This is a genomic window from Streptomyces sp. JLBG701, from assembly GCF_058544905.1.
On the sequence record NZ_CM178588.1, the window covers coordinates 8110400 to 8136597 of the forward strand.

Sequence of the window (26198 nt, forward strand, 5' to 3'; positions counted from 1 at the left end):
CTCTTCACCACCTATTTCCCGTTGATGACCTGTGGCATCAGCGAAGAAAGCAGACGAAATGTCTCACCTGCTCGACTCCGTCGACGCCGCGTCGCTGCGCAGCGACATCCCGGCCTTCCGCCCGGGTGACACCGTCAACGTCCACGTCCGCGTCATCGAGGGCAACCGCTCCCGTGTGCAGCAGTTCAAGGGCGTAGTCATCCGTCGCCAGGGCGCCGGTGTCCGCGAGACCTTCACGGTCCGCAAGGTCTCGTTCTCCGTCGGCGTGGAGCGCACCTTCCCGGTGCACACCCCGATCGTCGAGAAGATCGAGCTCGTGACCCGCGGTGACGTCCGTCGCGCGAAGCTGTACTACCTCCGTGACCTGCGCGGCAAGGCCGCGAAGATCAAGGAGAAGCGCGACAACTGATCGCGCCAGGGAGTCCGAAGCGGGGCCGGATAACATTTGGCCCCGATGGACACCGAAGCACAGCCGACGGAGCGCGACCGCTCCTCCAGCCCTTCCGATTCCGAGGAGACCTCGGACACAGGGGGACCGGAGGAACGGTCGCGTTTCGCGTTGGTGTCGTGGATCAGGGAGCAAGTCCCCGGTGGGCGGATCACCCTCACCGCGCTGGTCTTCCTGCTGTTTTTGCTGTTGCTCGGCATGTTCGTGGTGCAGCCATTCCAGATTCCCAGCGGATCCATGGAAAAGGGATTGAGGATCGGGGACCGCGTTCTCGTAAATAAGTTGGCGTACCGTTTCGGTGCCGATCCGCGGCGCGGGGACGTGGTGGTGTTCGACGGGACCGGCTACTTCGGGCACGCCGACTACATCAAGCGCGTTGTGGGGGTAGGGGGAGACCACGTGGTCTGCTGTGACAAGAAGGGGAGGATCGAGGTGAACGGCCGGTCGATCGACGAGTCGGCTTTCCTGTACCCCGGTGACAGTCCGTCAACGGTGGACTTCGACGTCGTCGTGCCCGACGGCACCCTGTTCGTCCTCGGCGACCACCGCAGCGACTCCAGCGACTCCCGCGACCACCTCGGCTCGCCGGGCGGCGGCATGATCCCGGTGGGCGACGTGATCGGCCGCGCCGACTGGATCGCCTGGCCGGCCGACCACTGGACCCGCCTGCACCGGCCCGTCGGCTACGCGCGTGTGCCTTCGGCGGACGGTGCCCATGGGTAACCGCGGGAGGCCGCGCGGGGTCTCCGACCACGTCGCCGACAACCTGCTGCCCACCGGGTCCCGGCGTGCCGCGAGTCCGTCCGGCGGGCGTTCGCGGGCCGAGCGGCGCAAGCTCCAGCGCAAGGTCAAGCGGCGCAGACGGCGGGGCGCGGTCAAGGAGATACCCCTTCTGGTCGGCGTCGCCGTCCTCATAGCCCTGGTCCTGAAGACCTTCCTGGTCCAGGCGTTCGTGATCCCGTCGGGCTCCATGGAGCAGACGATCCAGATCGGCGACCGCGTCCTGGTCGACAAGTTCACCCCGTGGTTCGGCTCCCAGCCGCAGCGCGGTGACGTCGTCGTCTTCAAGGACCCCGGCGGCTGGCTCCAGGACGAGCAGACCACCACGAAGGCGGACGACCCCATCGTCGTCAAGCAGGTCAAGGAAGGGCTCACCTTCATCGGCCTGTTGCCCTCCGACAACGAGAAGGACCTCATCAAGCGGGTCGTCGGCGTCGGCGGGGACCGGGTCAAGTGCTGCGACACACAAGGGCGGGTGACCGTCAACGGCGTCGCCCTGAGCGAGACGGACTACCTGTACCCCGGGAACGCCCCGTCAAGCACGCAGTTCGACATCACCGTCCCCCAGGGGCGGTTGTGGGTCATGGGCGACCACCGCGCCAACTCCGCGGACTCACGCTCGCACCAGGACACCGACTACGGCGGCACGGTCTCCGAGGACGAAGTGGTGGGGCGGGCCATGGTCATCGCCTGGCCCTTCGGCCACTGGACGACGTTGAAGGAACCGAATACCTACGCTTCTGTGGCCGACTCGTCATCCGGGTCGACCGCGGCTCCCCAGCTGTCGCATAGGGTTACCTCCAGCGATCCGGACGAAGCGATCGCACTCCCGACCCCTGCGGAACTCCCGCTCGTTATGGGAGTGGTGGGCCTGCGTCGTGTATGGGGCAGGCAGCGGCACAGAGTAAGGAGTTGGCGTGGGGGATGTGGCGGTTGGCGCACGATCCGGGCACGACGGCGAGGAGCATCGCGGACGCCCCGTGGAAGCGGCCGACCCGGCCGTGGACGGCGCCGTGACCCCCGGGAGTGACTCCGGGGCGGCCGAGGACGGTACGGCGACGGGCGAGCGGACCCGCACCGACGACCAGGGGCCGGGCGACTCGACCCCCAAGCCGAAGAAGCAGCGTTCTTTCTGGAAGGAGCTGCCCATCCTGATCGGCATCGCGCTCGTACTCGCGCTGCTGATCAAGACGTTCCTGGTGCAGGCGTTCTCCATCCCCTCCGACTCGATGCAGAACACCCTTCAGCAGGGTGACCGCGTCCTGGTCGACAAGCTCACCCCGTGGTTCGGCTCCGAGCCCGAGCGCGGAGAGGTCGTCGTCTTCCACGACCCCGACAACTGGCTGGCGGGCGAGGCGACGGCCGACCCCAACGCCCTGCAGACGGTCCTCAGTTGGATCGGCCTCATGCCGTCCGCGGAGGAGAAGGACCTCATCAAGCGCGTCATCGGCGTCGGCGGCGACACCGTCTCGTGCGAGGGCACGGGCCCGGTGAAGGTCAACGGCAAGGCGCTGAACGAGGCGTCGTACGTGTACGCGGGCAACACCCCGTGCAGCGTCGACGACCAGGGCGGCCAGTTCACGGTGAAGGTCCCCAAGGGCTTCATCTGGGTCATGGGCGACCACCGGCAGAACTCGCGCGACTCCCGCTACAACCAGTCGGACGAGAACAAGGGCATGGTCCCGGTGGAGGAGGTCGTCGGACGGGCCATCGTCAAGGCCTGGCCGATCAACCGCTGGGGCACGCTCCCCGTCCCGGACACCTTCGACCAGGACGGCCTCAACGCGCAGTCGTCGGCCACCGCGGTCACGGTCGCCCCGCAGGGCATCGCGCTGGTCGGTGTCCTGCCGGTGGCCCTGTGGCGCCGCAGGCGGATCGCCGCCGAGACCCACTGAACCACCTTCGGAACGCGACCTTCCGGTCGTACCGCCGAACCGGGTGAAGCCTCCGTGAGCTTGTGACCTTGGTCCTGACGAAGGGCTGACCGGGTTCGGTACCGCCGGGTAGGGTGCGGATTCATGGGTGGCGAGAGCGCAACACGTACGGCCCCGCGCAGCGGCGGCACAGGCAAGGGCCCGGTGGGCAGCCGGACCGGAGAGCGGTTGTCCGGGCTGGCCGTCGCGCTGGGCCTTGTGCTGTTCCTCGGGGGATTCGTCTGGGCGGCGGTGGTCTACCGGCCGTACACCGTGCCCACCAGCTCGATGTCGCCGACGATCGGCGTGGGCGACCGGGTGCTGGCGCAGCGCGTGGACGGCGATGAGATACGCCGGGGCGATGTCGTCGTCTTCGACGACAAGACCTGGGTCAGCAACGCGTCGGTGGTCAAGCGTGTGGTCGCCGTCGGCGGTGACACGGTCTCCTGCTGCACCAAGGGCAAGCTGACCGTCAACGGCAAGCAGATCGACGAACCGTATCTGCCCGAGGGAAGCCTCGCCGAGATCACGGACTTCCCGACCGTGACCGTGCCCAAGGGGCGCCTGTTCCTGCTCGGTGACGAGCGCCAGGGCTCCCTGGACTCCACCGCCCATCTGACGGACGCGGCCAGCGGCACAGTGGCGCGAAGCGCCGTGACGGCCCGTGTCGACGCCGTCGTCTGGCCCATGGACGGCATGCTGAAGCGCCCGACCGGATTCGAGACACTGGGCACCCTGTCCCAGCCCGGACCGCTCCGCATGATCACCGTCCTGGTGATCGCCGGCGCCGTCCTGGTCCTCGCCGGCGGGGCCTACGGCCCGATCGCCAAGCGACTGGGCGGCCGCTCCCGTACGCGCACGGAGCCTGCCAGTGCCGGCTGAGGCGACGGACGCCGGCGCGGACTCGTACGAAGGCGGGCTGCGCAAGGTCGCCAGGGTCGTCCTGCTGGACCCCGACGACCGCATTCTGCTCCTGCACGGCCACGAACCGGACGATGCGGCCGACGACTGGTGGTTCACCCCGGGCGGCGGTCTCGAGGGCGACGAGACGCGCGAGGAGGCCGCCCTGCGGGAACTCGCGGAAGAGACCGGAATCACAGAGGTCGAACTGGGCCCGGTCCTGTGGCGACGCAGGTGTTCCTTCCCCTTCGCGGGCCGCCGCTGGGACCAGGACGAGTGGTACTACCTGGCCCGTACGACCCAGACGGCCACCCGGGCCACGGCCCTCACCGAGCTGGAGCGACGCAGTGTCGCCGGAGCACGCTGGTGGACGTGCCATGAACTGACCCGGGCGCATGAGACGGTGTATCCGACCAGACTCGCCGAGCTGCTCCGCAGGCTGTTCGACGAAGGTCCCCCGGCCGGGCCCGAGACCCTTGACACGGAAATCGTCTAGGGGCGCACGGGACTGGCGCACAATGGTGGGATCGCAAGGCTGAAGGGGAACATGCCATGAGCGCCGAGGACCTCGAAAAGTACGAGACCGAGATGGAGCTGAAGCTCTACCGGGAGTACCGCGATGTCGTCGGTCTGTTCAAATACGTGATCGAGACCGAGCGGCGTTTCTACCTGACCAACGACTACGAGATGCAGGTGCACTCAGTCCAGGGTGAGGTGTTCTTCGAGGTGTCCATGGCGGATGCATGGGTGTGGGACATGTACCGGCCGGCTCGCTTCGTGAAGCAGGTCCGCGTCCTGACGTTCAAGGACGTGAACATCGAGGAGCTCAACAAGAGCGATCTGGAGCTGCCGGGCGGCTGACGGTCCCTCCGGTCCCTCGTGGGGGTGACGAGGTTATCCACAACGCGGGGATCGTCCACCAAGATCCAATAGCTCGCTGAGCTGCCCTCATTGTTGGCGCCGAGGAGGTGCCGACATGAGTACAGGCAACGCACGAGGTGCGATCGGCGAGTACGGGGAAGAGCTGGCCGCGCGGCGGCTGGCCGAGGCCGGCATGAAGGTCCTGGAGCGCAACTGGCGCTGCGGCAGGACGGGCGAGATCGACATCGTGGCCCGGGACGGAGACGTCCTGGTCGTCTGCGAGGTCAAGACCCGCAGGGCGGGTGTCTTCGAGCATCCGATGGCCGCGGTGACCCCGGAGAAGGCGGAGCGGTTGCGCTGCCTCGCCGAACGCTGGATCCACGCACACGGAGGGGCGCCGCCCGGAGGCGTCCGCATCGACCTGATCGGCGTCGTGCTGCCCCCGCGAGGGGCCGCGGTGGTCGAGCACGCGCGGGGGGTGGCGTGATGGGCTTCGCTCGTACGTGCGCGGTGGCGCTGGTCGGCGTGGAGGGCGTGGTCGTCGAGGTCCAGGCGGACCTCGAACCGGGGGTCGCGGCGTTCACTCTGGTGGGGTTGCCGGACAAGAGCCTTACGGAGAGCCGGGACCGGGTGCGGGCCGCCGTCGTCAACTCGGGTGGCGAGTGGCCGCAGAAGAAACTCACGGTCGGGCTCAGTCCCGCGTCGGTACCGAAGGCGGGCAGCGGCTTCGACCTGGCCATCGCCTGCGCGGTGCTCGGTGCCTCCGAGCGGATCGACCCGCGGGTGCTGTCCGACATCGTGATGATCGGAGAGCTGGGCTTGGACGGACGGGTGCGTCCTGTCCGGGGCATCCTGCCGGCGGTGCTCGCCGCGGCCGACGCCGGCTATGAACAGGTGGTCGTCCCGGAGTGCTCCGCCGCGGAGGCGTCCCTGGTACCCGGGGTGTCCGTCCTGGGCGTCCGCAGTCTGCGGCAACTGATCGCCGTACTGGCGGACGAACCCGTGCCCGACGAGGCTCCGGACGAAGAGGGCCGCCCTGATCCGCTGCTGGCCGGCTTGCGGGTGCCGGGCACGGGCGCGGCCACCGGTATGCACAGCATGGGTGCCGCGCAGCACGAGCAGGGCCATGACCTCGCCGATGTCGTGGGCCAGATGTCGGCCCGTACGGCGGTGGAGGTCTCCGCGGCCGGCGGGCATCACCTTTTCCTCGAAGGACCGCCCGGGGCAGGCAAGACGATGCTCGCCGAGCGGCTCCCCGCCATCCTGCCCCGGCTCACCAGGGGGGAGTCGCTGGAAGTCACCGCGGTCCACTCGGTGGCGGGCCTGCTGCCACCGGGCAAGCCCCTGATCGACGTCGCTCCCTACTGCGCCCCGCACCACTCGGCCACGATGCAGGCGCTCGTCGGAGGCGGTCCCAGCATCGCGAGGCCCGGCGCGGTCTCGCTCTCGCATCGGGGGGTGCTCTTCCTGGACGAGACGCCCGAGTTCAACAGTCAGGCCCTCGACGCCCTGCGGCAGCCTCTGGAGGCGGGGCATGTCGTGATCGCGCGCAGTGCGGGGGTCGTGCGGTTCCCGGCGAAATTCCTGATGGTGCTCGCGGCCAATCCCTGCCCTTGTGGCCGCTTCTCCCAGACGGACGACTTCTGTGAATGTCCGCCCGCGACCATCCGCCGCTACCAGGCCCGGCTCTCCGGGCCGCTGCTCGACCGGGTCGACCTTCGCGTCGAGGTGGACCGCGTCTCGCGCGCGGAACTCACCGAGCGCGGCGCCCGGGGAGAGGCCACGGCGACGGTCGCCGCCCGGGTGAGGGCGGCCAGGGAACGGGCAGCGGCACGCTTGGCGGGCACACCGTGGCTGACGAACAGCGAGGTGCCCGGCCGCGAGCTGCGCAGCCGCTGGTACGCCACACCCGGCGCGATGGACGAGGCCGAGCGCAGCCTGGAGCGCGGTGTGCTCACGGCCCGTGGACTCGACCGCGTCCTGCGCGTCGCCTGGACCGTCGCCGATCTTCTCGGCCACGACCGACCCGACGCGACGGACGTGGCCCTGGCGCTGCAACTGCGCACGGGGGTGCCTCGGGGCGTGCCCATGGCCATCGGGGCGCTGACGTGACCGGCGGCGACGATCCGGACGAGGAGCGGCTCGCCCGGGTCTTTCTCGCTCGGGTCATCGAGCCCGGTGATGAGGTCGGTGGGCGGTGGTTGCGGGAGTTGGGGGCCGTGGAAGTGGTGCGGCGGTTGCGGGAAGGGCGGCAGCTGGTCGGGGTGACCGACAAGCGGTGGGCCGGGCTGCGGGCCCGGGCCGAGGTTGCCGAGCCAGGGCGGGATCTTGCCGTCGCCCGGGAGGCCGGGGTGCGGTTCGTCTGTCCTGGGGATGGTGAGTGGCCGGTGCAGCTCGATGATCTGGGAGATGCCCGGCCCATCGGGTTGTGGGTGCGGGGGCAGGCCAGTCTGCGGATGTGGGCGCTCAGATCCGTCGCCCTCGTCGGGGCGCGGGCCTGCACGGAGTACGGGGCGCACATGGCCGTCACGCTGGCCGCCGGGCTCGCCGAGCGCGGGTGGGTGGTGGTGTCCGGCGGAGCCTATGGCGTCGACGGGGCCGCTCACCGGGGCGCGCTCGGCGCCGGCGGTGCCACCGTCGCCGTGCTCGCCTGCGGTGTCGACCGGCCCTACCCGCGCGGGCACACCCAGTTGATCAGCAGGATCGCCGAACAGGGGCTGGTGATCGGAGAGTTGCCTCCCGGTGATCATCCGACGCCGAGCCGGTTCGTCCTGCGGAACCGGGTGATCGCCGCTCTCACCCGCGGCACCGTGGTCGTCGAGGCCGCCTACCGGAGCGGCTCGCTGGTCACGGCGCGGGCGGCGCAGCGGTTGGGGCGTCACACCATAGGGGTGCCGGGGCCGGCCAGCAGTGCGCTCTCGGCGGGGGTGCACGAGCTCCTGCGCGGAGACGCCGTGCTGGTCACCGACGCCGCGGAAGTCGTCGAACTGGTCGGCGACATGGGCGAGCTGGCCCCGGACCGGCGCGGGCCGGTACTGCCCCGGGACCTGCTGGAGCCGGCCGCCCGGCGTGTCCTGGCGGCACTGCCCGCACGCCGGGCGGCAGCGCCGTACGAGATCGCACGGGAGGCGCGGACGAGTGAGGACGACGTGGTCGCGAGGCTGTACGAACTCCGAGCACTTGGTTACGTCGAACGACACGGCGACGGTTGGAAGTTGACACGCCAGGCGATGATCTCCGTCCGCACCGGTCGGACGCGTGGTTGACCGAGCGTGTTCGGCCGTCCGGGGGAACCCCCTACGCCCTTGGGAATTCCCGTAGTTGGTGCTTCCGGGTGATCACACAGCGCGACGGTCGCGACCCGGCGGGGCGTCCTGTGGAACGTGTCTGCGCACGGCCTGCGCCCCGCCCTTCGCGCACCGCGACACTCCAGTCACGCTACGCTCACGTGGATTCCCCCGCAGACAGGCAATCTCGACATCAGGCAGACACCTCACTCAGGCACCCCCACTTCACAGCAGAACGGCACAAGGCGACGAATGCCCCAGCACACCTCCGGGTCCGACCGGGCGGCGATCCCCCCAGCCGCCCGTGACGGTGGCAGCGTGCGGCCGCCCGCTCCCTCGACGCTCGACGAACTGTGGCGCTCGTACAAGGCGACGGGCGACGAGCGGCTGCGTGAGCAGCTGATCCTGCACTACTCGCCGCTGGTGAAGTACGTCGCCGGGCGGGTGAGCGTCGGGCTGCCGCCCAATGTGGAGCAGGCGGACTTCGTGTCGTCGGGAGTGTTCGGGCTGATCGACGCGATCGAGAAGTTCGACATCGAGCGGGAGATCAAGTTCGAGACGTACGCGATCACGCGGATCCGGGGCGCGATGATCGACGAGCTCAGGGCGCTGGACTGGATTCCGCGGTCGGTGCGGCAGAAGGCGCGGAACGTGGAGCGGGCGTACACGACGCTGGAGGCGCGGCTGCGGCGGACACCGAGCGAGGGGGAGGTGGCCGCCGAGATGGGGATCGCGGTGGACGAACTCCACGCGGTCTTCAGCCAGTTGTCGCTGGCCAACGTGGTGGCGCTGGAGGAGCTGCTGCATGCGGGGGGTGAGGGCGGCGACCGGCTGAGTCTGATGGACACGCTGGAGGACACGGCCGCCGACAACCCCGTGGAGGTGGCCGAGGGCCGGGAGCTGCGGAGATTTCTGGCGCGAGCGATCAACACGCTGCCCGACCGGGAGAAGACCGTCGTCACCCTGTACTACTACGAGGGCCTCACGCTCGCCGAGATCGGCAATGTGCTGGGTGTGACCGAGAGTCGGGTCAGTCAGATCCACACCAAGTCGGTGCTGCAGCTGCGGGCGAAGCTGGCGAGTTTCGGGCGCTGACCCCGGCTGACCTTCGCTGACCTCGATGAATCGTGTCTGCTTGGCCGTAGTCACTCCCGTCGGGCGCGGTGCGTCCGTAAAGTGGTCGATGTGCCAAGGATTCGAGCGGCCTCCGTGGCCGAGCACCGGTCGATGCAGCGAGCCGCCCTGCTGGACGCGGCTCGCTCTCTGCTGTCCGAGGGCGGGACGGAGGCCCTGACCTTCCCGGCCCTCGCCGAGAGGACGGGGCTCGCGCGATCGTCCGTGTACGAGTACTTCCGCTCGCGGGCCGCCGTGGTCGAAGAGCTGTGCGAGGTCGACTTCCCCGTGTGGGCGGCGGAGGTGTCGGTCGCGATGGAGGGCGCGGACTCGGCCGAGGGCAAGGTCGAGGCGTATGTACGGCGGCAACTCGCCCTCGTCGGGGACCGCCGGCACCGGGCCGTCGTCGCCATTTCGGCGAGCGAACTGGACGCCGGGGCCCGGGAGAAGATCCGTGCCGCGCACGGCGGGCTCGTCGCGATGATCGTCGAGGCGCTGGCGGAGATGGGGCACGCGGAGCCCCGGTTGGCCGCGATGCTGCTTCAGGGGGTTGTCGACGCGGCCGTGCGGCGGATCGAGCTCGGCGCGGCGGAGGACCCCTCGGCCATCACGGAAGCGGCTGTGGGGATGGCGCTCAGGGGTGTGCGGGGCTGAGCCGTTACGACGGCAGCGGTACGCCCAGCACCGGCAGCAGTCTCGACGGGCCCCTGAGCAGCAGCCACGGTGGTAGCAGGGTCAACGGGTCCACGTAGGTCTCCCCTCTGCGGACGCCCCAGTGCACGCACGTAGGCGCGCAGTGCGAGCCGCCCACCTCCACCGTGCCCACCACCTCGCCCGCCGTCACCTCGTCCCCCTTCTTCACCGACGCCCTCACCGGTTCGTACGTCGTCCTCAGTGGCGGGGTGCCTGTTCCGGTCAGTTCCACCGCGATGACCCCCCGGCCCGCGACCCGGCCCGCGAAGGACACCCGGCCCGCGGCCACCGCCCGTACCGGAGTGCCGGCGGGGGCCGCCAGATCCACGCCCCGGTGGCCGCGGCCGTATGCCGTCGCCGGGGGCTCCCAGCCTCGTAGGACCAAGGGGTGTGTGCCCACGGGCCAGGTGTGGGCGATGGCCGGAAGTGAGGGGTCTGTTTCCGTCCGCGTCGGTGGTGGTGGGGCGTCCGCCCGGGCCGTGGGAGGCGGGAGTGCCGGCGTCAGGACCAGCAGAGACACCCACAGCAGTACCCAGGCCGGCCGCGTACATCGATTCGCTCGCATGCCGGAACCGTCCCGCACTTCGGCCGATCATGGCCGGGAGCTGTGGACTACTCCCGGGTTGTGGACAGCGGCGTCACCCGGTGCCTCGCGGGTCCCGTACACTTTCTATGGCGATCCGGGTCACCGGGTCGACTTCGCACGCCCCGACATCAGGCCCGTCAAACGGCTGGTGTCTGCGCCCCTCGGTCCTTAGCGGCACGGCGCACAGCGGGCGTCAGGCGCGGGTTCCGTCCGGTACCCGCGGCACAACCGAGAAACTCAAGGAGAACGGCCATGGCCGTCGTCACGATGCGGGAGCTGCTGGAAAGCGGCGTCCACTTCGGTCACCAGACCCGTCGCTGGAACCCGAAGATGAAGCGCTTCATCTTCACCGAGCGCAACGGCATCTACATCATCGACCTGCTCCAGTCGCTGTCGTACATCGACCGCGCCTACGAGTTCGTCAAGGAGACCGTCGCCCACGGCGGCACGGTCATGTTCGTCGGCACGAAGAAGCAGGCGCAGGAGGCCATCGCCGAGCAGGCCACCCGCGTCGGCATGCCCTACGTCAACCAGCGCTGGCTGGGCGGCATGCTCACCAACTTCTCCACCGTCTACAAGCGTCTGCAGCGCCTCAAGGAGCTTGAGCAGATCGACTTCGAGGACGTCGCCGCGTCCGGTCTGACCAAGAAGGAGCTTCTCGTGCTCTCGCGCGAGAAGGCCAAGCTGGAGAAGACCCTCGGTGGTATCCGCGAGATGTCCAAGGTGCCCAGCGCCGTCTGGATCGTGGACACCAAGAAGGAGCACATCGCGGTCGGCGAGGCCCGGAAGCTCAACATCCCGGTCGTCGCCATCCTCGACACCAACTGCGACCCCGACGAGGTCGACTACAAGATCCCCGGCAACGACGACGCGATCCGCTCCGTCACGCTGCTCACCCGTGTGATCGCGGACGCGGTCGCCGAGGGCCTCATCTCCCGCTCCGGTGTCGCCACCGAGGGCAAGGGCGACAAGGCCGCCGGCGAGCCGCTGGCCGCCTGGGAGCGCGACCTGCTCGAGGGCGAGAAGAAGGCGGACTCCGAGGACGCTGCCGAGGCCCCCGCCGCCGAGGCCGCTGTCACCGAGGCTGTTGTCGAGGCTCCGGCCGAGGCCGCTGCTGAGGCTCCCGCCGCTGAGGCCGAGGCCCCGGTCGCCGAGGCTCCTGCCGCTGAGGCCCCGGCCGCGGACGCCGAGCAGGCCTGACCCCTCACCCCTTCGGGTTGCGAACGGCGGGGGCACCCAAAGCCCCCGCCGTTCGGCCCGTAGATCTTCAGACTCCGAGAGAGATTCCAGGAATCATGGCGAACTACACCGCCGCTGACGTCAAGAAGCTCCGCGAGCTCACCGGCGCCGGCATGATGGACTGCAAGAAGGCGCTGGACGAGGCCGAGGGCGATGTCGACAAGGCCGTAGAGGCCCTGCGCATCAAGGGCCAGAAGGGCGTCGCCAAGCGCGAGGGCCGCTCCGCCGAGAACGGCGCCGTGGTCTCGATCATCGCCGACGACAACTCCTCCGGTGTTCTCGTCGAGCTGAAGTGCGAGACGGACTTCGTCGCCAAGGGTGACAAGTTCCAGGCCGTCGCCACCGCGATCGCCGAGCACGTCGCCAAGACCTCCCCGGCCGACCTGGAGGCCCTGCTCGCCTCCGAGATCGAGGCCGGCAAGACCGTTCAGGCGTTCGTCGACGAGGCCAACGCCAACCTGGGCGAGAAGATCGTCCTGGACCGCTTCGCGCAGTTCGCGGACGGTTTCGTGTCGGCGTACATGCACCGCACGATGCCCGACCTGCCCCCGCAGATCGGTGTCCTCGTCGAGCTCGACAAGCCCAACGCGGAGATCGCCAAGGGTGTCGCGCAGCACATCGCCGCCTTCGCGCCGAAGTACCTCTCCAAGGACGACGTGCCGGCCGAGGTCGTCGAGTCCGAGCGCCGTGTCGCCGAGGAGACCACCCGCGCCGAGGGCAAGCCCGAGGCCGCCCTGCCGAAGATCGTCGAGGGTCGCCTCAACGGCTTCTTCAAGGACGCCACGCTGCTCGGTCAGCCGTACGCGCTCGACAACAAGAAGTCCGTCCAGAAGGTTCTGGACGAGGCGGGTGTCACCCTGAAGCGCTTCACGCGCATCAAGGTCGGCATCTGAGTCCGTACCGCGAGGGCTGCGCGAGCCGGATAGGGTCTGGCGCAGCCGTCCGCGTACGACGTCACGCACGCGCGCGTGGCGGACGACAGCAGATCTGACGAGGAGGCCATTGCCGAGCATGGGTTGCGAACGACACCCCACCGGCAATGGCCTTCTTCGTATGTGCGACACGTAAAAGAGGCGAGATGTCCATGACCACCAAGGCCCAGAAGAGCGACGACGGCAAGGTACGCGGCCGGTTTCTGTTGAAGCTGTCCGGAGAGGCCTTCTCCGGTGGCGGCGGCCTGGGCGTCGACCCCGACGTGGTCCACAAGATCGCCCGCGAGATCGCGGCCGTCGTCCGCGACGGCGCGCAGATCGCGGTCGTCATCGGCGGCGGCAACTTCTTCCGCGGCGCCGAGCTCCAGCAGCGCGGCATGGACCGGGCCCGCTCGGACTACATGGGCATGCTCGGCACGGTCATGAACTGCCTCGCCCTCCAGGACTTCCTGGAGAAGGAGGGCATCGACTCGCGCGTGCAGACCGCCATCACCATGGGGCAGGTCGCCGAGCCGTACATCCCGCTGCGCGCCGTGCGTCACCTGGAGAAGGGCCGCGTCGTCATCTTCGGCGCCGGTATGGGCATGCCGTACTTCTCCACCGACACCACCGCCGCCCAGCGCGCCCTGGAGATCGACGCCGAGGCGCTGCTGATGGGCAAGAACGGCGTGGACGGGGTCTACGACTCCGACCCGAAGACCAACCCGGACGCGGTCAAGTTCGACTCCCTCGGCTACGGGGAGGTCATCACGCGCGAGCTGAAGGTCGCCGACGCCACGGCCGTCACCCTGTGCCGGGACAACAAGCTTCCGATCCTCGTCTTCGAGCTTGTGACGGAGGGCAATATCGCGCGCGCCGTCAAGGGTGAGAAGATCGGCACGCTTGTGGGTGAGCAAGGCAGCCAAGGCTGATGACCCTGACCGGGGGATGGACAATGTCCTGCCGGTCGGGAACCGTGCAGGAAGAAGACGCGACGCAGCCGGCCGCCGCCCCCACCAAGGAACCGCAGCCGGGCCTACTCAAGACACGCAGGAGCAAGTGGTGATCGAAGAGACCCTCCTCGAGGCCGAGGAGAAGATGGAGAAGGCCGTCGTGGTCGCCAAGGAGGACTTCGCCGCGATCCGCACCGGCCGTGCGCACCCGGCGATGTTCAACAAGATCGTGGCCGACTACTACGGCGCGCTGACGCCGATCAACCAGTTGGCTTCGTTCTCCGTACCGGAGCCGCGGATGGCCGTGGTGACTCCGTTCGACAAGAGCGCGCTGCGCAACATCGAGCAGGCGATCCGGGACTCGGACCTGGGCGTCAACCCGAGCAACGACGGCAACATCATCCGGGTGGTGTTCCCCGAGCTGACCGAGGAGCGCCGCAAGGACTACATCAAGGTCGCCCGGACCAAGGCCGAGGACTCCAAGATCTCGATCCGCTCCGTCCGGCGCAAGGCCAAGGACGCCATCGACAAGCTGATCAAGGACGGCGAGGTCGGCGAGGACGAGGGCCGCCGCGCGGAGAAGGAGCTCGACGACACCACGGCGAAGTACGTCGCCCAGGTGGACGAGCTTCTGAAGCACAAGGAAGCGGAGCTTCTCGAGGTCTGATGAACGACTCTTCCTGGGGGGCGCCGCCACAAGCCGGGTACTGGGGGCCGTCCGCACAGGGGCCTGCCCAGGGGGCTGCCCCGGCGGGTCCCACGTACGATGCGCATGAAGCGCAGCAGACTCGCCCCATGCCCATCGTGCCCGACTTGCCCGCGTATGGCAGTGACCAGGATGACGACCGGGGGGCCGCTCGGCTGAGTGGCCCCTTGTTCCGCGACGAGACGCCGCACACGTCGCCCTACGGGGCGGCTCAGCAGAATCCGGAGCCCATGCCCGACGCCCCGCAGCCGGCGCCCGCACCGCAGAAGAAGAGCGCGGGCCGGGACCTGGGTGCGGCGATAGGGGTGGCTGTCGGACTCGGTGCGGTGATCATCGCGTCGCTGTTCGTCGTCAAGGCCGTGTTCGTCGGCGTCGTCGCGGTCGCCGTCGTCGTGGGCCTGTGGGAGCTGACGAGCCGGCTCCAGGAGCGCAAGGAGATCAGGGCGCCGCTGGTTCCGCTGGCGGTCGGCGGTGCGGCGATGGTCGTCGCCGGCTACGTCCGGGGCGCCGAGGGCGCCTGGGTCGCGATGGCGCTCACCGCGCTGGCCGTGCTGGTCTGGCGGATGACGGAGCCGCCGGAGGGCTACCTCAGGGACGTCACGGCCGGCGTCTTCGCGGCCTTCTACGTCCCCTTCCTGGCCACGTTCGTCGCGATGATGCTCACCGCCGACGACGGGGCGGCCCGCGTCCTCACGTTCCTGCTGCTGACGGTCGTCAGCGACACGGGCGCGTACGCGATCGGCTGGCGCTTCGGCAGCCACAAGCTCGCCCCGCGCATCAGCCCCGGCAAGACCCGAGAGGGCCTCGGCGGAGCGATCGCCTTCGCGATGGTGACGGGTGCGCTGTGCATGGAGTTCCTGATCGACGACGGCACCTGGTGGCAGGGCCTGCTGCTCGGCCTCGCGGTCGCGGCCAGCGCCACGCTGGGCGACCTCGGCGAGTCCATGATCAAGCGGGACCTCGGCATCAAGGACATGGGCACGCTGCTGCCCGGTCACGGCGGAATCATGGACCGGCTGGACTCGCTGTTGCCTACCGCGCCGGTGGTGTGGCTTCTCATGGTTGTTTTCGTGGGGAGCAGCTGAGGGGTCACGGCGCCACGCCGCGGTAGCGGCAAATGGATGCAGTATGGACCGGCTGGACTCGCTGTTGCCTACCGCGCCGGTGGTGTGGCTGCTGATGGTGGTGTTCGTCGGCTCCGCGTGAGCAAGCCGGTACGGCGATCGAGCCCCTGACCCGCGAAGGGCAGGGGCTCCTCGCTGTTCGTATGTGAGGGAGTGGGATGGCTCTCCGGGCGGCCGAGTGGGACGATTCCGGTGTAAGCCCTCAAAGGGGGTCACCTGAGAGGAGGGCGTCATGTCCGCCTTCCATGAAGAGATCGACGTCGACCGCGCCCCCGCAGACGTCTGGGCGTATGTGATCGACCCCTCCCACCTGCCGGAGTGGCAGGCGAGCGCGGTCGCCGCGGAGCAGCTCGAACAGGGGCCGATGGGCCTCGGTACCCACGTCCGGGTCACCCGCCACGTGGGCCGCCGCGACATGCCGATGACCATGGAGGTCACCGAATACGATCCGCCGCGCAGCTGGGGTCTGCGCGGGATCGACGGCCCCATCCGCGGAGACTTCCACGGCCGGATCACCCCAATCGACGACGGCCGCCGCACCCGGGTGACCATGGACCTCGACTTCGAGGGCCACGGCATCGGCAAGGTACTGCTGCCCCTCGTCGTGCGCCCGCAGGTCCGCAAGGAACTGCCGCGCAACGAGCGGCTGCTCAAGGAGCACCTGGAGCACACGGCTACATAGACGGCCTCATGGACCGTCGCAGGTCACCGCAAACGATCTGCGACACTTGACGAACCATGCCCAAGCCCGGAGAACTCACTTTCGTCGCCCCCCGCGGAGCCAAGAAGCCGCCGCGGCATCTTGCCGATCTCTCGCCCGCCGAGCGCAAGGACGCTGTCGCGGAGATCGGTGAGAAGCCGTTTCGTGCCAAGCAGCTCTCGCAGCACTACTTCGCGCGGTACGCGCACGACCCGGCGGAGTGGACCGACATCCCCGCCGGTTCGCGTGCCAAGCTCCAGGAGGCTCTGCTTCCGGATCTGATGAAGGTCGTACGGCATCAGTCGACCGACCAGGACACCACGCGCAAGACGCTGTGGCGGCTGTTCGACGGGACGCTCGTCGAGTCGGTGCTGATGCGGTATCCGGACCGGGTGACCATGTGCATCAGTTCGCAGGCGGGGTGCGGGATGAACTGCCCGTTCTGTGCCACCGGACAGGCGGGGCTTGACCGGAATCTGTCCACCGCCGAGATCGTGCATCAGATCGTCGACGGGATGCGTGCGCTCAGGGACGGCGAGATTCCGGGCGGGCCCGCGCGGCTGTCCAACATCGTCTTCATGGGCATGGGCGAGCCCCTCGCCAACTACAAGCGCGTCGTCGGCGCCATCCGCGCGCTCACCGACCCCGCGCCGGACGGGCTCGGGCTCTCGCAGCGCGGTATCACCGTGTCGACGGTCGGGCTCGTGCCGGCCATCAACCGGTTCTCCGACGAGGGCTTCAAGTGCCGGCTCGCCATCTCGCTGCACGCCCCCGACGACGAGCTGCGCGACACCCTCGTACCCGTCAACACGCGGTGGAAGGTGCGGGAGGTGCTCGACGCCGGATGGGAGTACGCGGCCAGGTCCGGACGCCGGCTGTCCATCGAGTACGCCTTGATCCGCGACATCAACGACCAGGCGTGGCGCGGTGACCGGCTCGGGCGGCTGCTCAGGGGCAAGCCCGTCCATGTCAACCTCATCCCGCTCAACCCGACGCCTGGGTCCAAGTGGACCGCCTCACGGCCCGAGGACGAGAAGGCCTTCGTGGAGGCCATCGCCGCCCACGGGGTGCCGGTGACCGTCCGGGACACCCGTGGTCAGGAGATCGACGGGGCGTGCGGTCAGCTCGCGGCAACCGAGCGGTAGTAGTCTGACCGTCGTACGTACATCTTCATATTCCGACAGGGGAGCGCCACAGCGCTGAGAGTGCGGTAACGACCGCAGACCCTCTGAACCTCGCCCAGGTCATTCTGGGTAGGAAGTTCGGTCACTACTCGAGCTGTTGCGCCCTGCCCGGGAACTCTTCGCTGAGTCCCGGGCAGGGCCGCGTCTCTTCCTGGTCACCCCCAGGAGGAATTCAGTGAGCATCACCAAGAAGAGCACGGTGCTGGTCGCCGGCCTCGGCCTCGTCGCGCTGCCCGCGCTGGCCGCGTGCGGGTCGTCGTCGGACACCGGGAGCTCCGGCTCCAAGACCGTGACCCTCGTCAGCCACGACTCGTGGGCCGTGTCGAAGAGCGTCCTCAAGGACTTCGAGAAGCAGTCCGGGTACACGGTCAAGGTCCTCAAGGACGGCGACGCCGGTCAGGCCGTCAACAAGGCCATCCTGACCAAGGACAACCCGCAGGGCGACGTCTTCTTCGGCGTCGACAACACGCTGCTGTCGCGGGCGCTCGACAACGGGCTGTTCCAGTCGTACGAGGCGAAGGGCGCGGACCAGGTCGAGGCCGCCTATCACGTCGACGAGGACAAGCACCGCGTCACCCCCATCGACACCGGCGACATCTGCGTCAACTACGACAAGGCCTACTTCACCGAGCACAAGCTGACGCCGCCCGAGTCCTTCGACGACCTCGTCAAGCCCGAGTACAAGAACCTCCTCGTCACCGAGAACGCCTCCACGTCCTCGCCCGGCCTCGGCTTCCTGCTCGGCACTGCCGCCAAGTACGGCGACGACGGCTGGCAGGACTACTGGACCAAGCTCAAGGCCAACGGCGTGAAGGTCGTCGACGGTTGGGAGCAGGCCTACAACGAGGAGTTCTCGGGTTCGGCCGGCGGCAAGCAGGCCAAGGCGGACCGGCCGCTCGTCGTCTCGTACGCCTCCTCGCCGCCCGCCGAGGTCATCTACGGCGACCCGAAGCCCACCACCGCGCCCACCGGCGTCGCGACGGGCACGTGCTTCCGGCAGGTCGAGTACGCGGGGCTGCTCAGCAACGCCGCGAACACCGAGGGCGGCAAGGCGCTGCTCGACTTCCTGGTCTCCAAGGAGTTCCAGGAGGACATGCCGCTGAACATGTTCGTGTACCCGGTGGTCAAGGGGGCCGCCGTGCCCGCCGAGTTCACGAAGTACGGGCCGCAGGCCGAGGACCCCGAGACCATGGCCGCGGACAAGATCGCCGACAACCGTGATCAGTGGGTCAAGTCGTGGACCTCGCTCGTACTGAAGTAGCCCCCCGGAACGACCGTGCGGGGAACGCGGCGCGGCTCGGGCTCATGGCCCTGCCCGTCGCGTTCTTCGCGGTGTTCTTCGCGTGGCCCGTCGCCGCGATCGTCGTGCGCGGGCTGCATGTCGACGGCGTCTGGCGGTTCGGGCGCATCTGGGACGTGGCCGCGCAGTCCGACATCCGGCACGTCCTGTGGTTCACCATCTGGCAGGCGCTCGCCTCCACCGCGCTCACGCTGCTGGTCGCACTGCCGGGCGCGTATGTCTTCGCCCGCTTCGACTTCCCGGGCAAGCAGGTGCTGCGGGCCGTGGTGACGGTGCCGTTCGTGCTGCCGACGGTCGTCGTCGGTACGGCGTTCCTGGCGCTGGTCGGGCGGGGTGGTCTGCTCGACGAGTTGTGGGGCGTACGGCTGGACACGACCGTCTGGGCCATCCTGCTGGCGCACGTCTTCTTCAACTACGCGGTGGTCGTACGGACGGTCGGCGGGCTCTGGTCGCAGCTCGACCCGCGTCAGGAGGAGGCGGCGCGGATGCTCGGGGCGTCGCGGTGGGCGGCCTGGCGGAAGGTCACGCTCCCGGCGCTCGCGCCCGCCGTGGCCGCCGCCGCGCTGATGGTCTTCCTCTTCACCTTCACCTCCTTCGGCGTGGTGCAGATCCTCGGCGGGCCGACCTTCTCGACCCTCGAAGTGGAGATCTACCGGCAGACCTCCGAGATCTTCGACCTGTCCACGGCCGCCGTGCTGACCCTCGTCCAGTTCTTGGCGGTGGGCGCGATCCTGGCCGTGCACGCCCGGACGGTACGGCGGCGGGAGGCCGCCCTGCGCCTTGTGGACGCGTCGGTCACCGCCAGGCGGCCGCGCGGGGCCGGGCAGTGGGCGCTGCTGGCCGGCGTCCTTACGACCATCGCCGTACTGCTGGTGCTGCCGCTGGCCGTGCTGGTGCAACGGTCGTTCGACGCCCCGGACTTCGGCTACTACCGGGCGCTGACGAGCGACGACAGCGGGATCTTCCTGGTCGCGCCGATCGAGGCGATCGGGAACTCGCTTGAGTACGCCGTCGCCGCGACCGCCATCGCCGTGGTGATCGGAGGTCTCGCCGCCATGGCACTGACCCGGCTCCCCCATTCTCGGCTTCACTCGAACGGGGGCACCCCCATCGCTGGGCGGTTCGTGCGCGGGTTCGACGCGCTGCTGATGCTGCCGCTCGGGGTGTCCGCGGTGACCGTCGGCTTCGGATTCCTGATCGCGCTCGACGAGCCGCCGCTCGATCTGCGGTCGACGTGGATTCTGGTGCCGCTCGCCCAGGCGCTGGTCGGGGTGCCCTTCGTCGTACGGACCATGCTGCCCGTGCTGCGGGCCGTGGACGGGCGGCTGCGGGAGGCCGCGGCCGTGCTGGGGGCGTCGCCGTGGCGGGTGTGGCGCGAGGTCGATCTGCCGATGGTGCGGCGGGCGCTGCTGATCGCGGCCGGGTTCGCCTTCGCGGTGTCGCTCGGGGAGTTCGGGGCGACCGTGTTCATCGCGCGGCCCGACAACCCGACGCTGCCGGTCGCCGTGGCGCGACTGCTGGGGCGGGCCGGTGAGCTCAACTACGGCCAGGCGATGGCCCTTTCGACGATTCTGATGGTGGTGTGCGCGGTGGCGCTACTGGTCCTTGAGCGGCTGCGGACCGATCGGACGGGGGAGTTCTGATGCTGCTGGGCATCGATGGCGCGACCGTACGGTTCGGCGGGCGGGCCGTGCTCGACGCCGTGGACCTGGGGGTCGCCGAGCACGAGATCGTGTGCGTGCTTGGGCCCAGTGGCAGCGGCAAGTCGACGCTGCTGCGGGCGGTGGCTGGGCTGCAACCCCTCGACTCCGGGCGGGTGTTGCTCGACGGGCGCGACCAGGCCGGGGTGCCCGCGCACAAGCGGGGGGTCGGGCTGATGTTCCAGGACCATCAGCTGTTCCCGCAGCGGGACGTGGGCGGGAACGTCGCGTTCGGGCTGCGGATGCGGGGTGCATCCGGCGGTGAACGGGACGTGCGCGTACGGGAGTTGCTGGACCTCGTGGGCCTCCCTGGCGCTGGTCGTCGTGCCGTCGCCGGGCTCTCCGGTGGCGAGCAGCAGCGGGTCGCGCTGGCCCGTGCGCTCGCCCCCCGGCCGCGGTTGCTGATGCTCGACGAACCGCTCGGCCAGCTCGACCGGTCGTTGCGGGAGCGGCTGGTCGTCGAACTCCGGGAAATGTTCGGGCGGTTGGGGACAACCGTACTGGCCGTGACGCACGACCAGGGCGAGGCGTTCGCGCTCGCGGACCGGGTCGTGGTGATGCGGGACGGGCGGATCGCCCAGTCCGGCACGCCTCTTGAGGTGTGGCAGCGGCCGGTGGACGAGTTCGTTGCCCGCTTCCTCGGCTTCGACAACGTGGTCGAGGCGACGGTCGGCGGGACGGTCGCGGACACCCCCTGGGGCAAGGTGCCGGTCGCCGAGGGTGCGCCGCAGGGGGCGCGCACGCTGCTCGTACGGCCCTCGGGTGTGCGGCTGGTGGCCGCCGACGAGGGGCTGCGCTGCGTCGTGGCCGCACGCACGTTCAAGGGCACGCATGTCGCCGTGCAACTACAGCCGGAGGACGCGCCGAGGCTGGAGGCGGCGTGCGCGTTGCGGGAGGCGCCAGGGGTTGGGGACGTGGTGGGGGTGGAGTTCGACGGGGACGAGGTTGTGGTGCTCGGCTGAGGGGCGCTCGGAGTGGGGCGCGCAAGCGCGAGAAAGCGCGGTGGCCCGCCCCCATTTCTCGGGGACGGGCCACAACTACTGCTTTTGCTGGAGGCGTCAGCGATCGCTACTGGCCCCACGACGGCGCATTCCGAAGAACACCGCGCCGCCGCCGATGACGACCAGGGCGGCCGCGATGCCGGCGATCATGCCGGTGTTCGGGCCCGCGCCGGTCTCGGCGAGGTTGGAGTCACCGACCGCCGGTGACGGGGCGTTGCTCGACGTCTCGGCCGGGGAGGTGGTGCTCTCCGAGGCCGACGGGGTCGGGGTGTCGGACTCGGCCGGAGTCGAGGCCGAGGGGGTGTCCGACGGCGTCGGGGTCTCCGACGCGGGCGGGGTCTCCTCGGTCGCGCAGGCCGTGGCCGGGGTGGTCAGGTTGGGCGTGATGTCCTCGTCGACCTGGTTGCCGGCCTTGACGTGGATGCGGTAAGTCGCGTTCGGCTCCCAGGCCTCTTCGAAGGTGAGCGTGACACCTTCGCGGGTGCCCTTGACCTCCTGCGTGCCGATCTTCTTCACGTCGGCGCCGTTGTTCTCGAGGAACACGGTGACGACGGCCGACGTACCCGAGGGGTCCTTGTCGGTGACGGTGATGACGCCCTGGGTGCCGTCGCACGTGGCTTCGGCGGAGAACTCACTGATGTTGCAGGCGAGCGCGTTGCCTGCGACACCGAGCACGAGCGCGGCCGACGCCGAGGCAAGTCCGAGGACGCGTGCGGAACGTGCGGCGGTGCGGCGGGATATGGACAGAGTTGCCACTTTTGCCCTTCACGGGATGCGCAAATGCGGGGGGTTGAGGGGGAGATGAGGCAACGATGAGGTGAGGCCTCTGCGCCCCCAGGAGACTCACAGGTCTATAAGGGCTCCATAAGCAGTGTCAATCCCGATGCGCCCGCTGACCGTTGGCTTTACCCGCTTATTAACCACCGAGACGTTTCAGTGCTGCCGAAGCCTCCTCGATACGGTCAACGAGGGCGATTCGGGACTCCATCGACCGTTCGCGGGCAAGCGACTGCAACAAGGGCCACGTGGGCAACTTCTCGGTCCAGTGCGCGCGATTCACCAGCACCATCGGCGTGGGCTCGCCACGCGACTCGTAGTAGTTCGGCGTCGCGTTGTCGAAGATCTCCTGTACGGTCCCGGCGGCGCCCGGCAGGAAGACCACACCCGCGTTCGAACGGGCCAACAGACCGTCCTCGCGGGTGGCGTTGGCGAAATACTTGGCGATGTACGAGGCGAACGCGTTCGGCGGCTCATGGCCGTAGAACCAGGTCGGGATCCCGACCGAACCGCCGCCGCGCGGCCAGCTGGCGCGGACCTCGAACGCGGCGCACGCCCAGTCGGTGATGGACGGTGTGAACGACGGGGCCTTGGCGAGGAGTTGGAGTGCCTCCGTCAGCATCCCGTCGTCGAACGGGGCCGCGTACGCGCCCAGGTTCGCCGCCTCCATCGCGCCCGGGCCGCCGCCCGTCGCGACCGTGAGGCCGGCGCGGGCCAGCTCGCGGCCGAGGCGCGCGGCACCGGCGTACGCCTCCGTGCCGCGCGCCATCGCGTGGCCGCCCATGACGCCCACCACCCGGGCGCCGACGAGGAGTTCGTCGAGCGCGTCCGAGACGGCGTCGTCGTGGATCGCGCGGAGGGTGGAGGCGTATATGTCCCGGTCGGCCTTCGTCTGCTGGAACCAGGCGTAGGTGCGGGCGTCCGGCGTCGCCTCGTACCCGTCGGACAGCGACTCGAAGAGCTCGTCGGGGGAGTAGAGCGTGCCCCGGTACGGGTCGAACGGCAGGCCGGGAACGGGCGGGAAGGCCAGGGCGCCGTCCGCGCGGACCTTCGCCGCCGCGTCCGGGCGCATCGGGCAGCCGAGGAACACGGCACCGGACGTGTCGCTGGCGAGCAACTCCCTTGTACGGTCGGTCAGATCGACGGACTGGACACGGTGACCGGCGAGCGTGCCGCGCGCCGAGACGGTCGCGTCGAACTCCTCCAGCGTCTCTATCTCACGGTCGTTGTGGTGGGCCGCATGGGCGGGCATCGTCTGCACCCGCCCATGGTAGGAGGGCGGTTCAGCCCTCGACCGCCGCCGGGTCCATCCACATGATCTCCCAGGTGTGGCCGTCGAGGTCGTCGAAGGCACGGCCGTACATGAAGCCGTGGTCCTGGGTCTGGCCGGTCTCCGAACCGCCGAGCGCGATCGCCTTGTCGACAAGTTCATCGACCTTCGCACGGCTCTCGGCGCTCAGACACACCAGCACCTCGCTGGTCGTCGAAGAGTCCGCGATCTGCTTCTTCGTGAAGGTCGCGTAGAACGGCTTGGTCAGCAGCATCGCGACGATCGTGTCGCTGATCACGACGGAGGCGGCGTTGTCGTCACTGAACTGCGGGTTGATCGAGTAGCCGAGCTCGGTGAAGAACTTCTTCGAGGCGTCGAGGTCGTTCACGGGCAGGTTCACGAAAATCATCTGCTGGTACATGCGAGGTGTCTCCCGTCGGTGTCGTTCCGTTCGGTGGGTTAGACCGTAGGCCGGTTTGGAACTCATCGCCGGTCGGTGATTTTTTCGTACGGATTTTCAGGCGGCCAGCGGCAGCGCCGCCAGCTCCGCCACGATCAGGGTCAGGGGGCCGAAGAGTGCGAGCAGAGCTCCCGCGCGGAGAGCGGCCGCACTGCGCAGCATCGTCGTGGGGGCACCGAGCCGGAGCAGCGCGGCGGTCGTCTCGGCGCGCGCGTGCTTGGCCTCCACGGCCGCGGTGAGCAGGGTCGCCACGGTGCAGCCCGTCACCAGGAGGGTGCCGAGGGTGGTCAGGGGGCCGAAGGACGGGGCGTTGGTGTCGTAGAGCGCGGTCATCGCGTACGTCCCCGATGCCACCGCGCACACCACGCCCAGGGGGCGGCCGATGCGGGCCGACTCGTCCATGAGGACGCGGCCCGCCAGGAGGCGCAGGGCGCCGGGGCGGGCGGACTGGAGCAGGCGGCCACAGAGGTGGGTGAGGCCCGGGCCTGCCAGGGCCAGACCGAGGGCGGTCAGGATCCAGCCGAGGAGTACGCCGACGGGACCGGTCGCCAGGCCGCCGGGCATCGCGAGTGAGGTGGTCGTCGCCGCGCGGCTCGCGTAGGTCTCGACCGCGAGGCCTGCGGCCAGTACGGCCACGCCCCAGGGGAGGCCTCGGGGGGCTTCTCGGGGCGCCGGGAGTGAGGTGTGGGGGTCGGCGTGCTGGACGGTGTCTTCGGCGTCGTCCGGGGTGGGTGCCGGGGGGTGGGTCGCGCTGCCCGGTGCTTGCGGGGTGCCGCCTCTCGAAGCCGGGCGCAAGCGCGCGCCGAACCTCCCGTACTCCCCGAAGGTCTCCCGTGTCCCCGTCCTGCCGTACGCGCCGAAGCGGCCGTACGTCCTTGCCGCCGCTGCCCTTGGCGAAGCCGGGCGGGTGTTCTTCGGGCGGAGTACCACGGCCGCCGACAGCGACGCGATCGCCGGGACCAGGGCGAGCAAGGTCAGGGCGGCCGGGAGTGGGAGGTGTTCCTTCGCTGCCAGGAACTCCGATGCCGCGCCGTCGAAGGGCATGCCCGTCAGGTCGCCGCGTAGGTGGAGGAACAGGAGGAGGGCGAGGAGGGAACCCAGGGTGCAGGACAGGGCCGTTGTCGTTGCCGCGATCAGCATCAGGCGGCCGGGGCCCAGGCCGATCGCCGCCAGGCCCGGGCGGGGTTTGGTGCCCGGGTCCGTGCGGGCCACCGCCACCGCGAAGTACACCGTGGCGGCCAGCGGGGTCATGCACCAGGCCAGGCGGAGGACGGAGGCGCTGGGGTCGTCGGGGTGGCTCATGGCGTAGCCGAGGGCGCACAGGAGCAGGAAGCCCGTGCCCGCCGACGCCGCCATGACCAGGAGGCGGCGCAGCTGGACGGCGGGGTGGGCGCCGCGGGTCAGACGGAGAGCGAGCACGCGGCCCGGCCTTCCGACTCGGTGACCGGGGGGAGGTGGACGGTGTTCACGCGCCGTCCGTCCAGGAGCGAAACCGTGCGGTCCGCGAGGGCCGCCGTCTCCGCCTCGTGCGTGGCCAGGACCACGGTGATGCCGTGCGAGCGGGCCGCCGTGGTGAGCGTGCGCAGCACGTGAGCGCGGTCCGCGCGGTGGAGGGGGGCCGTCGGCTCGTCCGCGAACAGGACCGTCGGTGCCGGGGCCAACGCCCGTGCGATCGACACGCGCTGGCGTTCCGCCTGGACCAGTTCGTGTGGGCGTTTGCGGGCGCGGTCGCCGATCTCCAGGCGTTCCAGCCATTCCAGGGCCGCGGTCTTGGCGCGTTGGCGGCCGGTGCCGCGAAGCATGAGGGGGAGGGCCGCGTTCTCCCAGACGTTGAGTTCCGGGACGAGCACCGGGGCCGGGTCGATCCAGCCGAAGCGGTCGCGGCGCAGGCGCTCGCGGGTGAGGGGGCCCATGGTGTGCACGGGCACGCTGTTGAACCAGACCTCGCCCCGCAGCGGTCGTACCAGACCCGACAGACAGCGCAGCAGCGTCGTCTTGCCGCTGCCGCGAGGGCCGCTGACGGCGAGGATCTCGCCCTCGCGGACGCCCAGCGAGACGCCGCCGAGCGCGGGCGAGCCGTCGTCGTGCTTGTAGTGCAGGGCGCGTGCCCAGAGCACGTCGTTGTCCGGCGAAGCCACCATGGCCGTACACCTCGTTCAGATCCGTAATTCCCTGACTCGATCCCCCGTGCGGGGGAACGAAGACAGGGCCGATCGGTCACTGGGCACGCTAGGGAGGCTTGGGCGCGAGGCCGGACAGCACGCGGCCCCGGGGCGCCCTTTCTCACTCGAA

The 26198-nt window shown here is 69.7% G+C and carries 28 protein-coding genes; 22 read left to right on the top strand and 6 right to left on the bottom strand.

Features of this window, described 5'->3' with window-relative positions; translation table 11 throughout:
• Nucleotides 1-58: 58 nt before the first annotated feature.
• From rplS to AC5DRG_RS37600, 12 genes are all read left to right on the top strand, one after another.
• Nucleotides 59-409, top strand: coding sequence for a 50S ribosomal protein L19 (rplS, locus tag AC5DRG_RS37545; protein WP_403961245.1), 351 nt, complete (start codon nucleotides 59-61; stop codon nucleotides 407-409).
• Nucleotides 410-454: 45 nt separating this feature from the next.
• A complete protein-coding gene (lepB, locus tag AC5DRG_RS37550) occupies nucleotides 455-1171 on the top strand; it encodes a signal peptidase I (RefSeq protein ID WP_491804152.1) in 717 nt (238 codons plus the stop codon).
• Nucleotides 1164-2258: a signal peptidase I gene (lepB, locus tag AC5DRG_RS37555; RefSeq protein ID WP_491804153.1), complete on the top strand. Its 1095-nt coding sequence runs from the start codon at nucleotides 1164-1166 to the stop codon at nucleotides 2256-2258. Before lepB (AC5DRG_RS37550) ends, lepB (AC5DRG_RS37555) begins: the two co-directional genes overlap by 8 nt.
• Complete coding sequence (gene lepB, locus AC5DRG_RS37560; protein WP_491804155.1) at nucleotides 2146-3123, top strand: signal peptidase I; 978 nt, start codon at nucleotides 2146-2148, stop codon at nucleotides 3121-3123. Before lepB (AC5DRG_RS37555) ends, lepB (AC5DRG_RS37560) begins: the two co-directional genes overlap by 113 nt.
• A gap of 123 nt (nucleotides 3124-3246) precedes the next feature.
• Complete coding sequence (lepB, locus tag AC5DRG_RS37565) at nucleotides 3247-4023, top strand: signal peptidase I (protein WP_491804156.1); 777 nt, start codon at nucleotides 3247-3249, stop codon at nucleotides 4021-4023.
• On the top strand, nucleotides 4013-4537 hold the full coding sequence (locus AC5DRG_RS37570) for an NUDIX hydrolase (RefSeq protein WP_491804157.1): 525 nt from the start codon (nucleotides 4013-4015) through the stop codon (nucleotides 4535-4537). Before lepB (AC5DRG_RS37565) ends, AC5DRG_RS37570 begins: the two co-directional genes overlap by 11 nt.
• Before the next feature lie 56 nt (nucleotides 4538-4593).
• Nucleotides 4594-4902: a DUF2469 domain-containing protein gene (locus tag AC5DRG_RS37575; protein ID WP_003965949.1), complete on the top strand. Its 309-nt coding sequence runs from the start codon at nucleotides 4594-4596 to the stop codon at nucleotides 4900-4902.
• A 115-nt stretch (nucleotides 4903-5017) separates the two neighbouring features.
• A complete protein-coding gene (locus AC5DRG_RS37580; RefSeq protein ID WP_491804158.1) occupies nucleotides 5018-5389 on the top strand; it encodes a YraN family protein in 372 nt (123 codons plus the stop codon).
• Nucleotides 5389-7014 (top strand): YifB family Mg chelatase-like AAA ATPase, encoded by a 1626-nt coding sequence (locus AC5DRG_RS37585; protein WP_491804160.1) that lies wholly within the window; start codon nucleotides 5389-5391, stop codon nucleotides 7012-7014. The genes AC5DRG_RS37580 and AC5DRG_RS37585 overlap by 1 nt, the downstream gene beginning before the upstream one ends.
• On the top strand, nucleotides 7011-8168 hold the full coding sequence (gene dprA, locus AC5DRG_RS37590) for a DNA-processing protein DprA (RefSeq protein WP_491804161.1): 1158 nt from the start codon (nucleotides 7011-7013) through the stop codon (nucleotides 8166-8168). Before AC5DRG_RS37585 ends, dprA begins: the two co-directional genes overlap by 4 nt.
• Before the next feature lie 273 nt (nucleotides 8169-8441).
• The gene (whiG, locus tag AC5DRG_RS37595) at nucleotides 8442-9284 is read left to right on the top strand and encodes an RNA polymerase sigma factor WhiG (RefSeq protein WP_491804162.1); all 843 of its coding nucleotides are present in this window, start codon (nucleotides 8442-8444) and stop codon (nucleotides 9282-9284) included.
• A 114-nt stretch (nucleotides 9285-9398) separates the two neighbouring features.
• On the top strand, nucleotides 9399-9956 hold the full coding sequence (locus AC5DRG_RS37600; RefSeq protein WP_491813262.1) for a TetR/AcrR family transcriptional regulator: 558 nt from the start codon (nucleotides 9399-9401) through the stop codon (nucleotides 9954-9956).
• A 4-nt stretch (nucleotides 9957-9960) separates the two neighbouring features.
• Here the strand turns inward: AC5DRG_RS37600 and AC5DRG_RS37605 are convergent, their stop codons facing one another.
• Nucleotides 9961-10560, bottom strand: a complete 600-nt coding sequence (locus AC5DRG_RS37605; RefSeq protein ID WP_491804163.1) for a murein hydrolase activator EnvC family protein — start codon at nucleotides 10558-10560, stop codon at nucleotides 9961-9963.
• 273 nt (nucleotides 10561-10833) lie between these two features.
• Between AC5DRG_RS37605 and rpsB the strand changes: the two genes are divergently transcribed.
• The 10 genes from rpsB to AC5DRG_RS37655 all read left to right on the top strand — a co-directional run bounded on the left by rpsB (nucleotide 10834) and on the right by AC5DRG_RS37655 (nucleotide 21360).
• On the top strand, nucleotides 10834-11781 hold the full coding sequence (rpsB, locus tag AC5DRG_RS37610) for a 30S ribosomal protein S2 (RefSeq protein ID WP_491804164.1): 948 nt from the start codon (nucleotides 10834-10836) through the stop codon (nucleotides 11779-11781).
• 95 nt (nucleotides 11782-11876) lie between these two features.
• Complete coding sequence (gene tsf / locus AC5DRG_RS37615; protein ID WP_491804165.1) at nucleotides 11877-12713, top strand: translation elongation factor Ts; 837 nt, start codon at nucleotides 11877-11879, stop codon at nucleotides 12711-12713.
• A gap of 191 nt (nucleotides 12714-12904) precedes the next feature.
• A complete protein-coding gene (gene pyrH, locus AC5DRG_RS37620) occupies nucleotides 12905-13663 on the top strand; it encodes a UMP kinase (RefSeq protein ID WP_491813263.1) in 759 nt (252 codons plus the stop codon).
• A gap of 130 nt (nucleotides 13664-13793) precedes the next feature.
• Nucleotides 13794-14351 (top strand): ribosome recycling factor, encoded by a 558-nt coding sequence (frr, locus tag AC5DRG_RS37625; protein ID WP_037741929.1) that lies wholly within the window; start codon nucleotides 13794-13796, stop codon nucleotides 14349-14351.
• Nucleotides 14351-15475, top strand: a complete 1125-nt coding sequence (locus tag AC5DRG_RS37630; RefSeq protein ID WP_491804166.1) for a phosphatidate cytidylyltransferase — start codon at nucleotides 14351-14353, stop codon at nucleotides 15473-15475. The genes frr and AC5DRG_RS37630 overlap by 1 nt, the downstream gene beginning before the upstream one ends.
• Before the next feature lie 271 nt (nucleotides 15476-15746).
• A complete protein-coding gene (locus tag AC5DRG_RS37635; protein ID WP_491804167.1) occupies nucleotides 15747-16196 on the top strand; it encodes an SRPBCC family protein in 450 nt (149 codons plus the stop codon).
• A 56-nt stretch (nucleotides 16197-16252) separates the two neighbouring features.
• Nucleotides 16253-17359: a dual-specificity RNA methyltransferase RlmN gene (gene rlmN, locus AC5DRG_RS37640; RefSeq protein WP_491804169.1), complete on the top strand. Its 1107-nt coding sequence runs from the start codon at nucleotides 16253-16255 to the stop codon at nucleotides 17357-17359.
• Nucleotides 17360-17573: 214 nt separating this feature from the next.
• Entirely contained in the window at nucleotides 17574-18659 is a 1086-nt protein-coding gene (locus tag AC5DRG_RS37645; RefSeq protein WP_491804170.1) for a thiamine ABC transporter substrate-binding protein, read from the top strand.
• Nucleotides 18660-18703: 44 nt separating this feature from the next.
• Nucleotides 18704-20341 (top strand): ABC transporter permease, encoded by a 1638-nt coding sequence (locus AC5DRG_RS37650; RefSeq protein WP_491804171.1) that lies wholly within the window; start codon nucleotides 18704-18706, stop codon nucleotides 20339-20341.
• The gene (locus AC5DRG_RS37655; protein WP_491804173.1) at nucleotides 20341-21360 is read left to right on the top strand and encodes an ABC transporter ATP-binding protein; all 1020 of its coding nucleotides are present in this window, start codon (nucleotides 20341-20343) and stop codon (nucleotides 21358-21360) included. Before AC5DRG_RS37650 ends, AC5DRG_RS37655 begins: the two co-directional genes overlap by 1 nt.
• A 96-nt stretch (nucleotides 21361-21456) precedes the next feature.
• Here the strand turns inward: AC5DRG_RS37655 and AC5DRG_RS37660 are convergent, their stop codons facing one another.
• From AC5DRG_RS37660 to AC5DRG_RS37680, 5 genes are all read right to left on the bottom strand, one after another.
• On the bottom strand, nucleotides 21457-22146 hold the full coding sequence (locus tag AC5DRG_RS37660) for an LAETG motif-containing sortase-dependent surface protein (protein WP_491813264.1): 690 nt from the start codon (nucleotides 22144-22146) through the stop codon (nucleotides 21457-21459).
• 169 nt (nucleotides 22147-22315) lie between these two features.
• Nucleotides 22316-23437 (bottom strand): LOG family protein, encoded by a 1122-nt coding sequence (locus AC5DRG_RS37665; protein ID WP_491804174.1) that lies wholly within the window; start codon nucleotides 23435-23437, stop codon nucleotides 22316-22318.
• A gap of 22 nt (nucleotides 23438-23459) precedes the next feature.
• Nucleotides 23460-23867, bottom strand: coding sequence for a VOC family protein (locus tag AC5DRG_RS37670; RefSeq protein WP_491804175.1), 408 nt, complete (start codon nucleotides 23865-23867; stop codon nucleotides 23460-23462).
• A 96-nt stretch (nucleotides 23868-23963) separates the two neighbouring features.
• Nucleotides 23964-25325, bottom strand: coding sequence for a hypothetical protein (locus tag AC5DRG_RS37675; RefSeq protein ID WP_491804177.1), 1362 nt, complete (start codon nucleotides 25323-25325; stop codon nucleotides 23964-23966).
• Nucleotides 25307-26047, bottom strand: coding sequence for an ABC transporter ATP-binding protein (locus AC5DRG_RS37680; RefSeq protein WP_491804178.1), 741 nt, complete (start codon nucleotides 26045-26047; stop codon nucleotides 25307-25309). The genes AC5DRG_RS37675 and AC5DRG_RS37680 overlap by 19 nt, the downstream gene beginning before the upstream one ends.
• Nucleotides 26048-26198 lie beyond the last annotated feature (151 nt).

Bases quoted from the DNA above. Each gene is read 5' to 3' on its own strand.
- tsf (WP_491804165.1), top strand. From the start codon at position 11,877: ATGGCGAACTACACCGCCGCTGACGTCAAGAAGCTCCGCGAGCTCACC.
- AC5DRG_RS37635 (WP_491804167.1), top strand. From the start codon at position 15,747: ATGTCCGCCTTCCATGAAGAGATCGACGTCGACCGCGCCCCCGCAGAC.
- AC5DRG_RS37585 (WP_491804160.1), top strand. From the start codon at position 5,389: ATGGGCTTCGCTCGTACGTGCGCGGTGGCGCTGGTCGGCGTGGAGGGC.
- AC5DRG_RS37680 (WP_491804178.1), bottom strand. From the start codon at position 26,047: ATGGTGGCTTCGCCGGACAACGACGTGCTCTGGGCACGCGCCCTGCAC.
- pyrH (WP_491813263.1), top strand. From the start codon at position 12,905: ATGACCACCAAGGCCCAGAAGAGCGACGACGGCAAGGTACGCGGCCGG.
- AC5DRG_RS37605 (WP_491804163.1), bottom strand. From the start codon at position 10,560: ATGCGAGCGAATCGATGTACGCGGCCGGCCTGGGTACTGCTGTGGGTG.
- rlmN (WP_491804169.1), top strand. From the start codon at position 16,253: ATGCCCAAGCCCGGAGAACTCACTTTCGTCGCCCCCCGCGGAGCCAAG.
- whiG (WP_491804162.1), top strand. From the start codon at position 8,442: ATGCCCCAGCACACCTCCGGGTCCGACCGGGCGGCGATCCCCCCAGCC.
- lepB (WP_491804152.1), top strand. From the start codon at position 455: ATGGACACCGAAGCACAGCCGACGGAGCGCGACCGCTCCTCCAGCCCT.
- AC5DRG_RS37575 (WP_003965949.1), top strand. From the start codon at position 4,594: ATGAGCGCCGAGGACCTCGAAAAGTACGAGACCGAGATGGAGCTGAAG.
- AC5DRG_RS37670 (WP_491804175.1), bottom strand. From the start codon at position 23,867: ATGTACCAGCAGATGATTTTCGTGAACCTGCCCGTGAACGACCTCGAC.
- AC5DRG_RS37655 (WP_491804173.1), top strand. From the start codon at position 20,341: ATGCTGCTGGGCATCGATGGCGCGACCGTACGGTTCGGCGGGCGGGCC.
- lepB (WP_491804156.1), top strand. From the start codon at position 3,247: ATGGGTGGCGAGAGCGCAACACGTACGGCCCCGCGCAGCGGCGGCACA.
- AC5DRG_RS37650 (WP_491804171.1), top strand. From the start codon at position 18,704: ATGGCCCTGCCCGTCGCGTTCTTCGCGGTGTTCTTCGCGTGGCCCGTC.
- lepB (WP_491804153.1), top strand. From the start codon at position 1,164: ATGGGTAACCGCGGGAGGCCGCGCGGGGTCTCCGACCACGTCGCCGAC.
- AC5DRG_RS37580 (WP_491804158.1), top strand. From the start codon at position 5,018: ATGAGTACAGGCAACGCACGAGGTGCGATCGGCGAGTACGGGGAAGAG.
- rplS (WP_403961245.1), top strand. From the start codon at position 59: ATGTCTCACCTGCTCGACTCCGTCGACGCCGCGTCGCTGCGCAGCGAC.
- AC5DRG_RS37630 (WP_491804166.1), top strand. From the start codon at position 14,351: ATGAACGACTCTTCCTGGGGGGCGCCGCCACAAGCCGGGTACTGGGGG.
- rpsB (WP_491804164.1), top strand. From the start codon at position 10,834: ATGGCCGTCGTCACGATGCGGGAGCTGCTGGAAAGCGGCGTCCACTTC.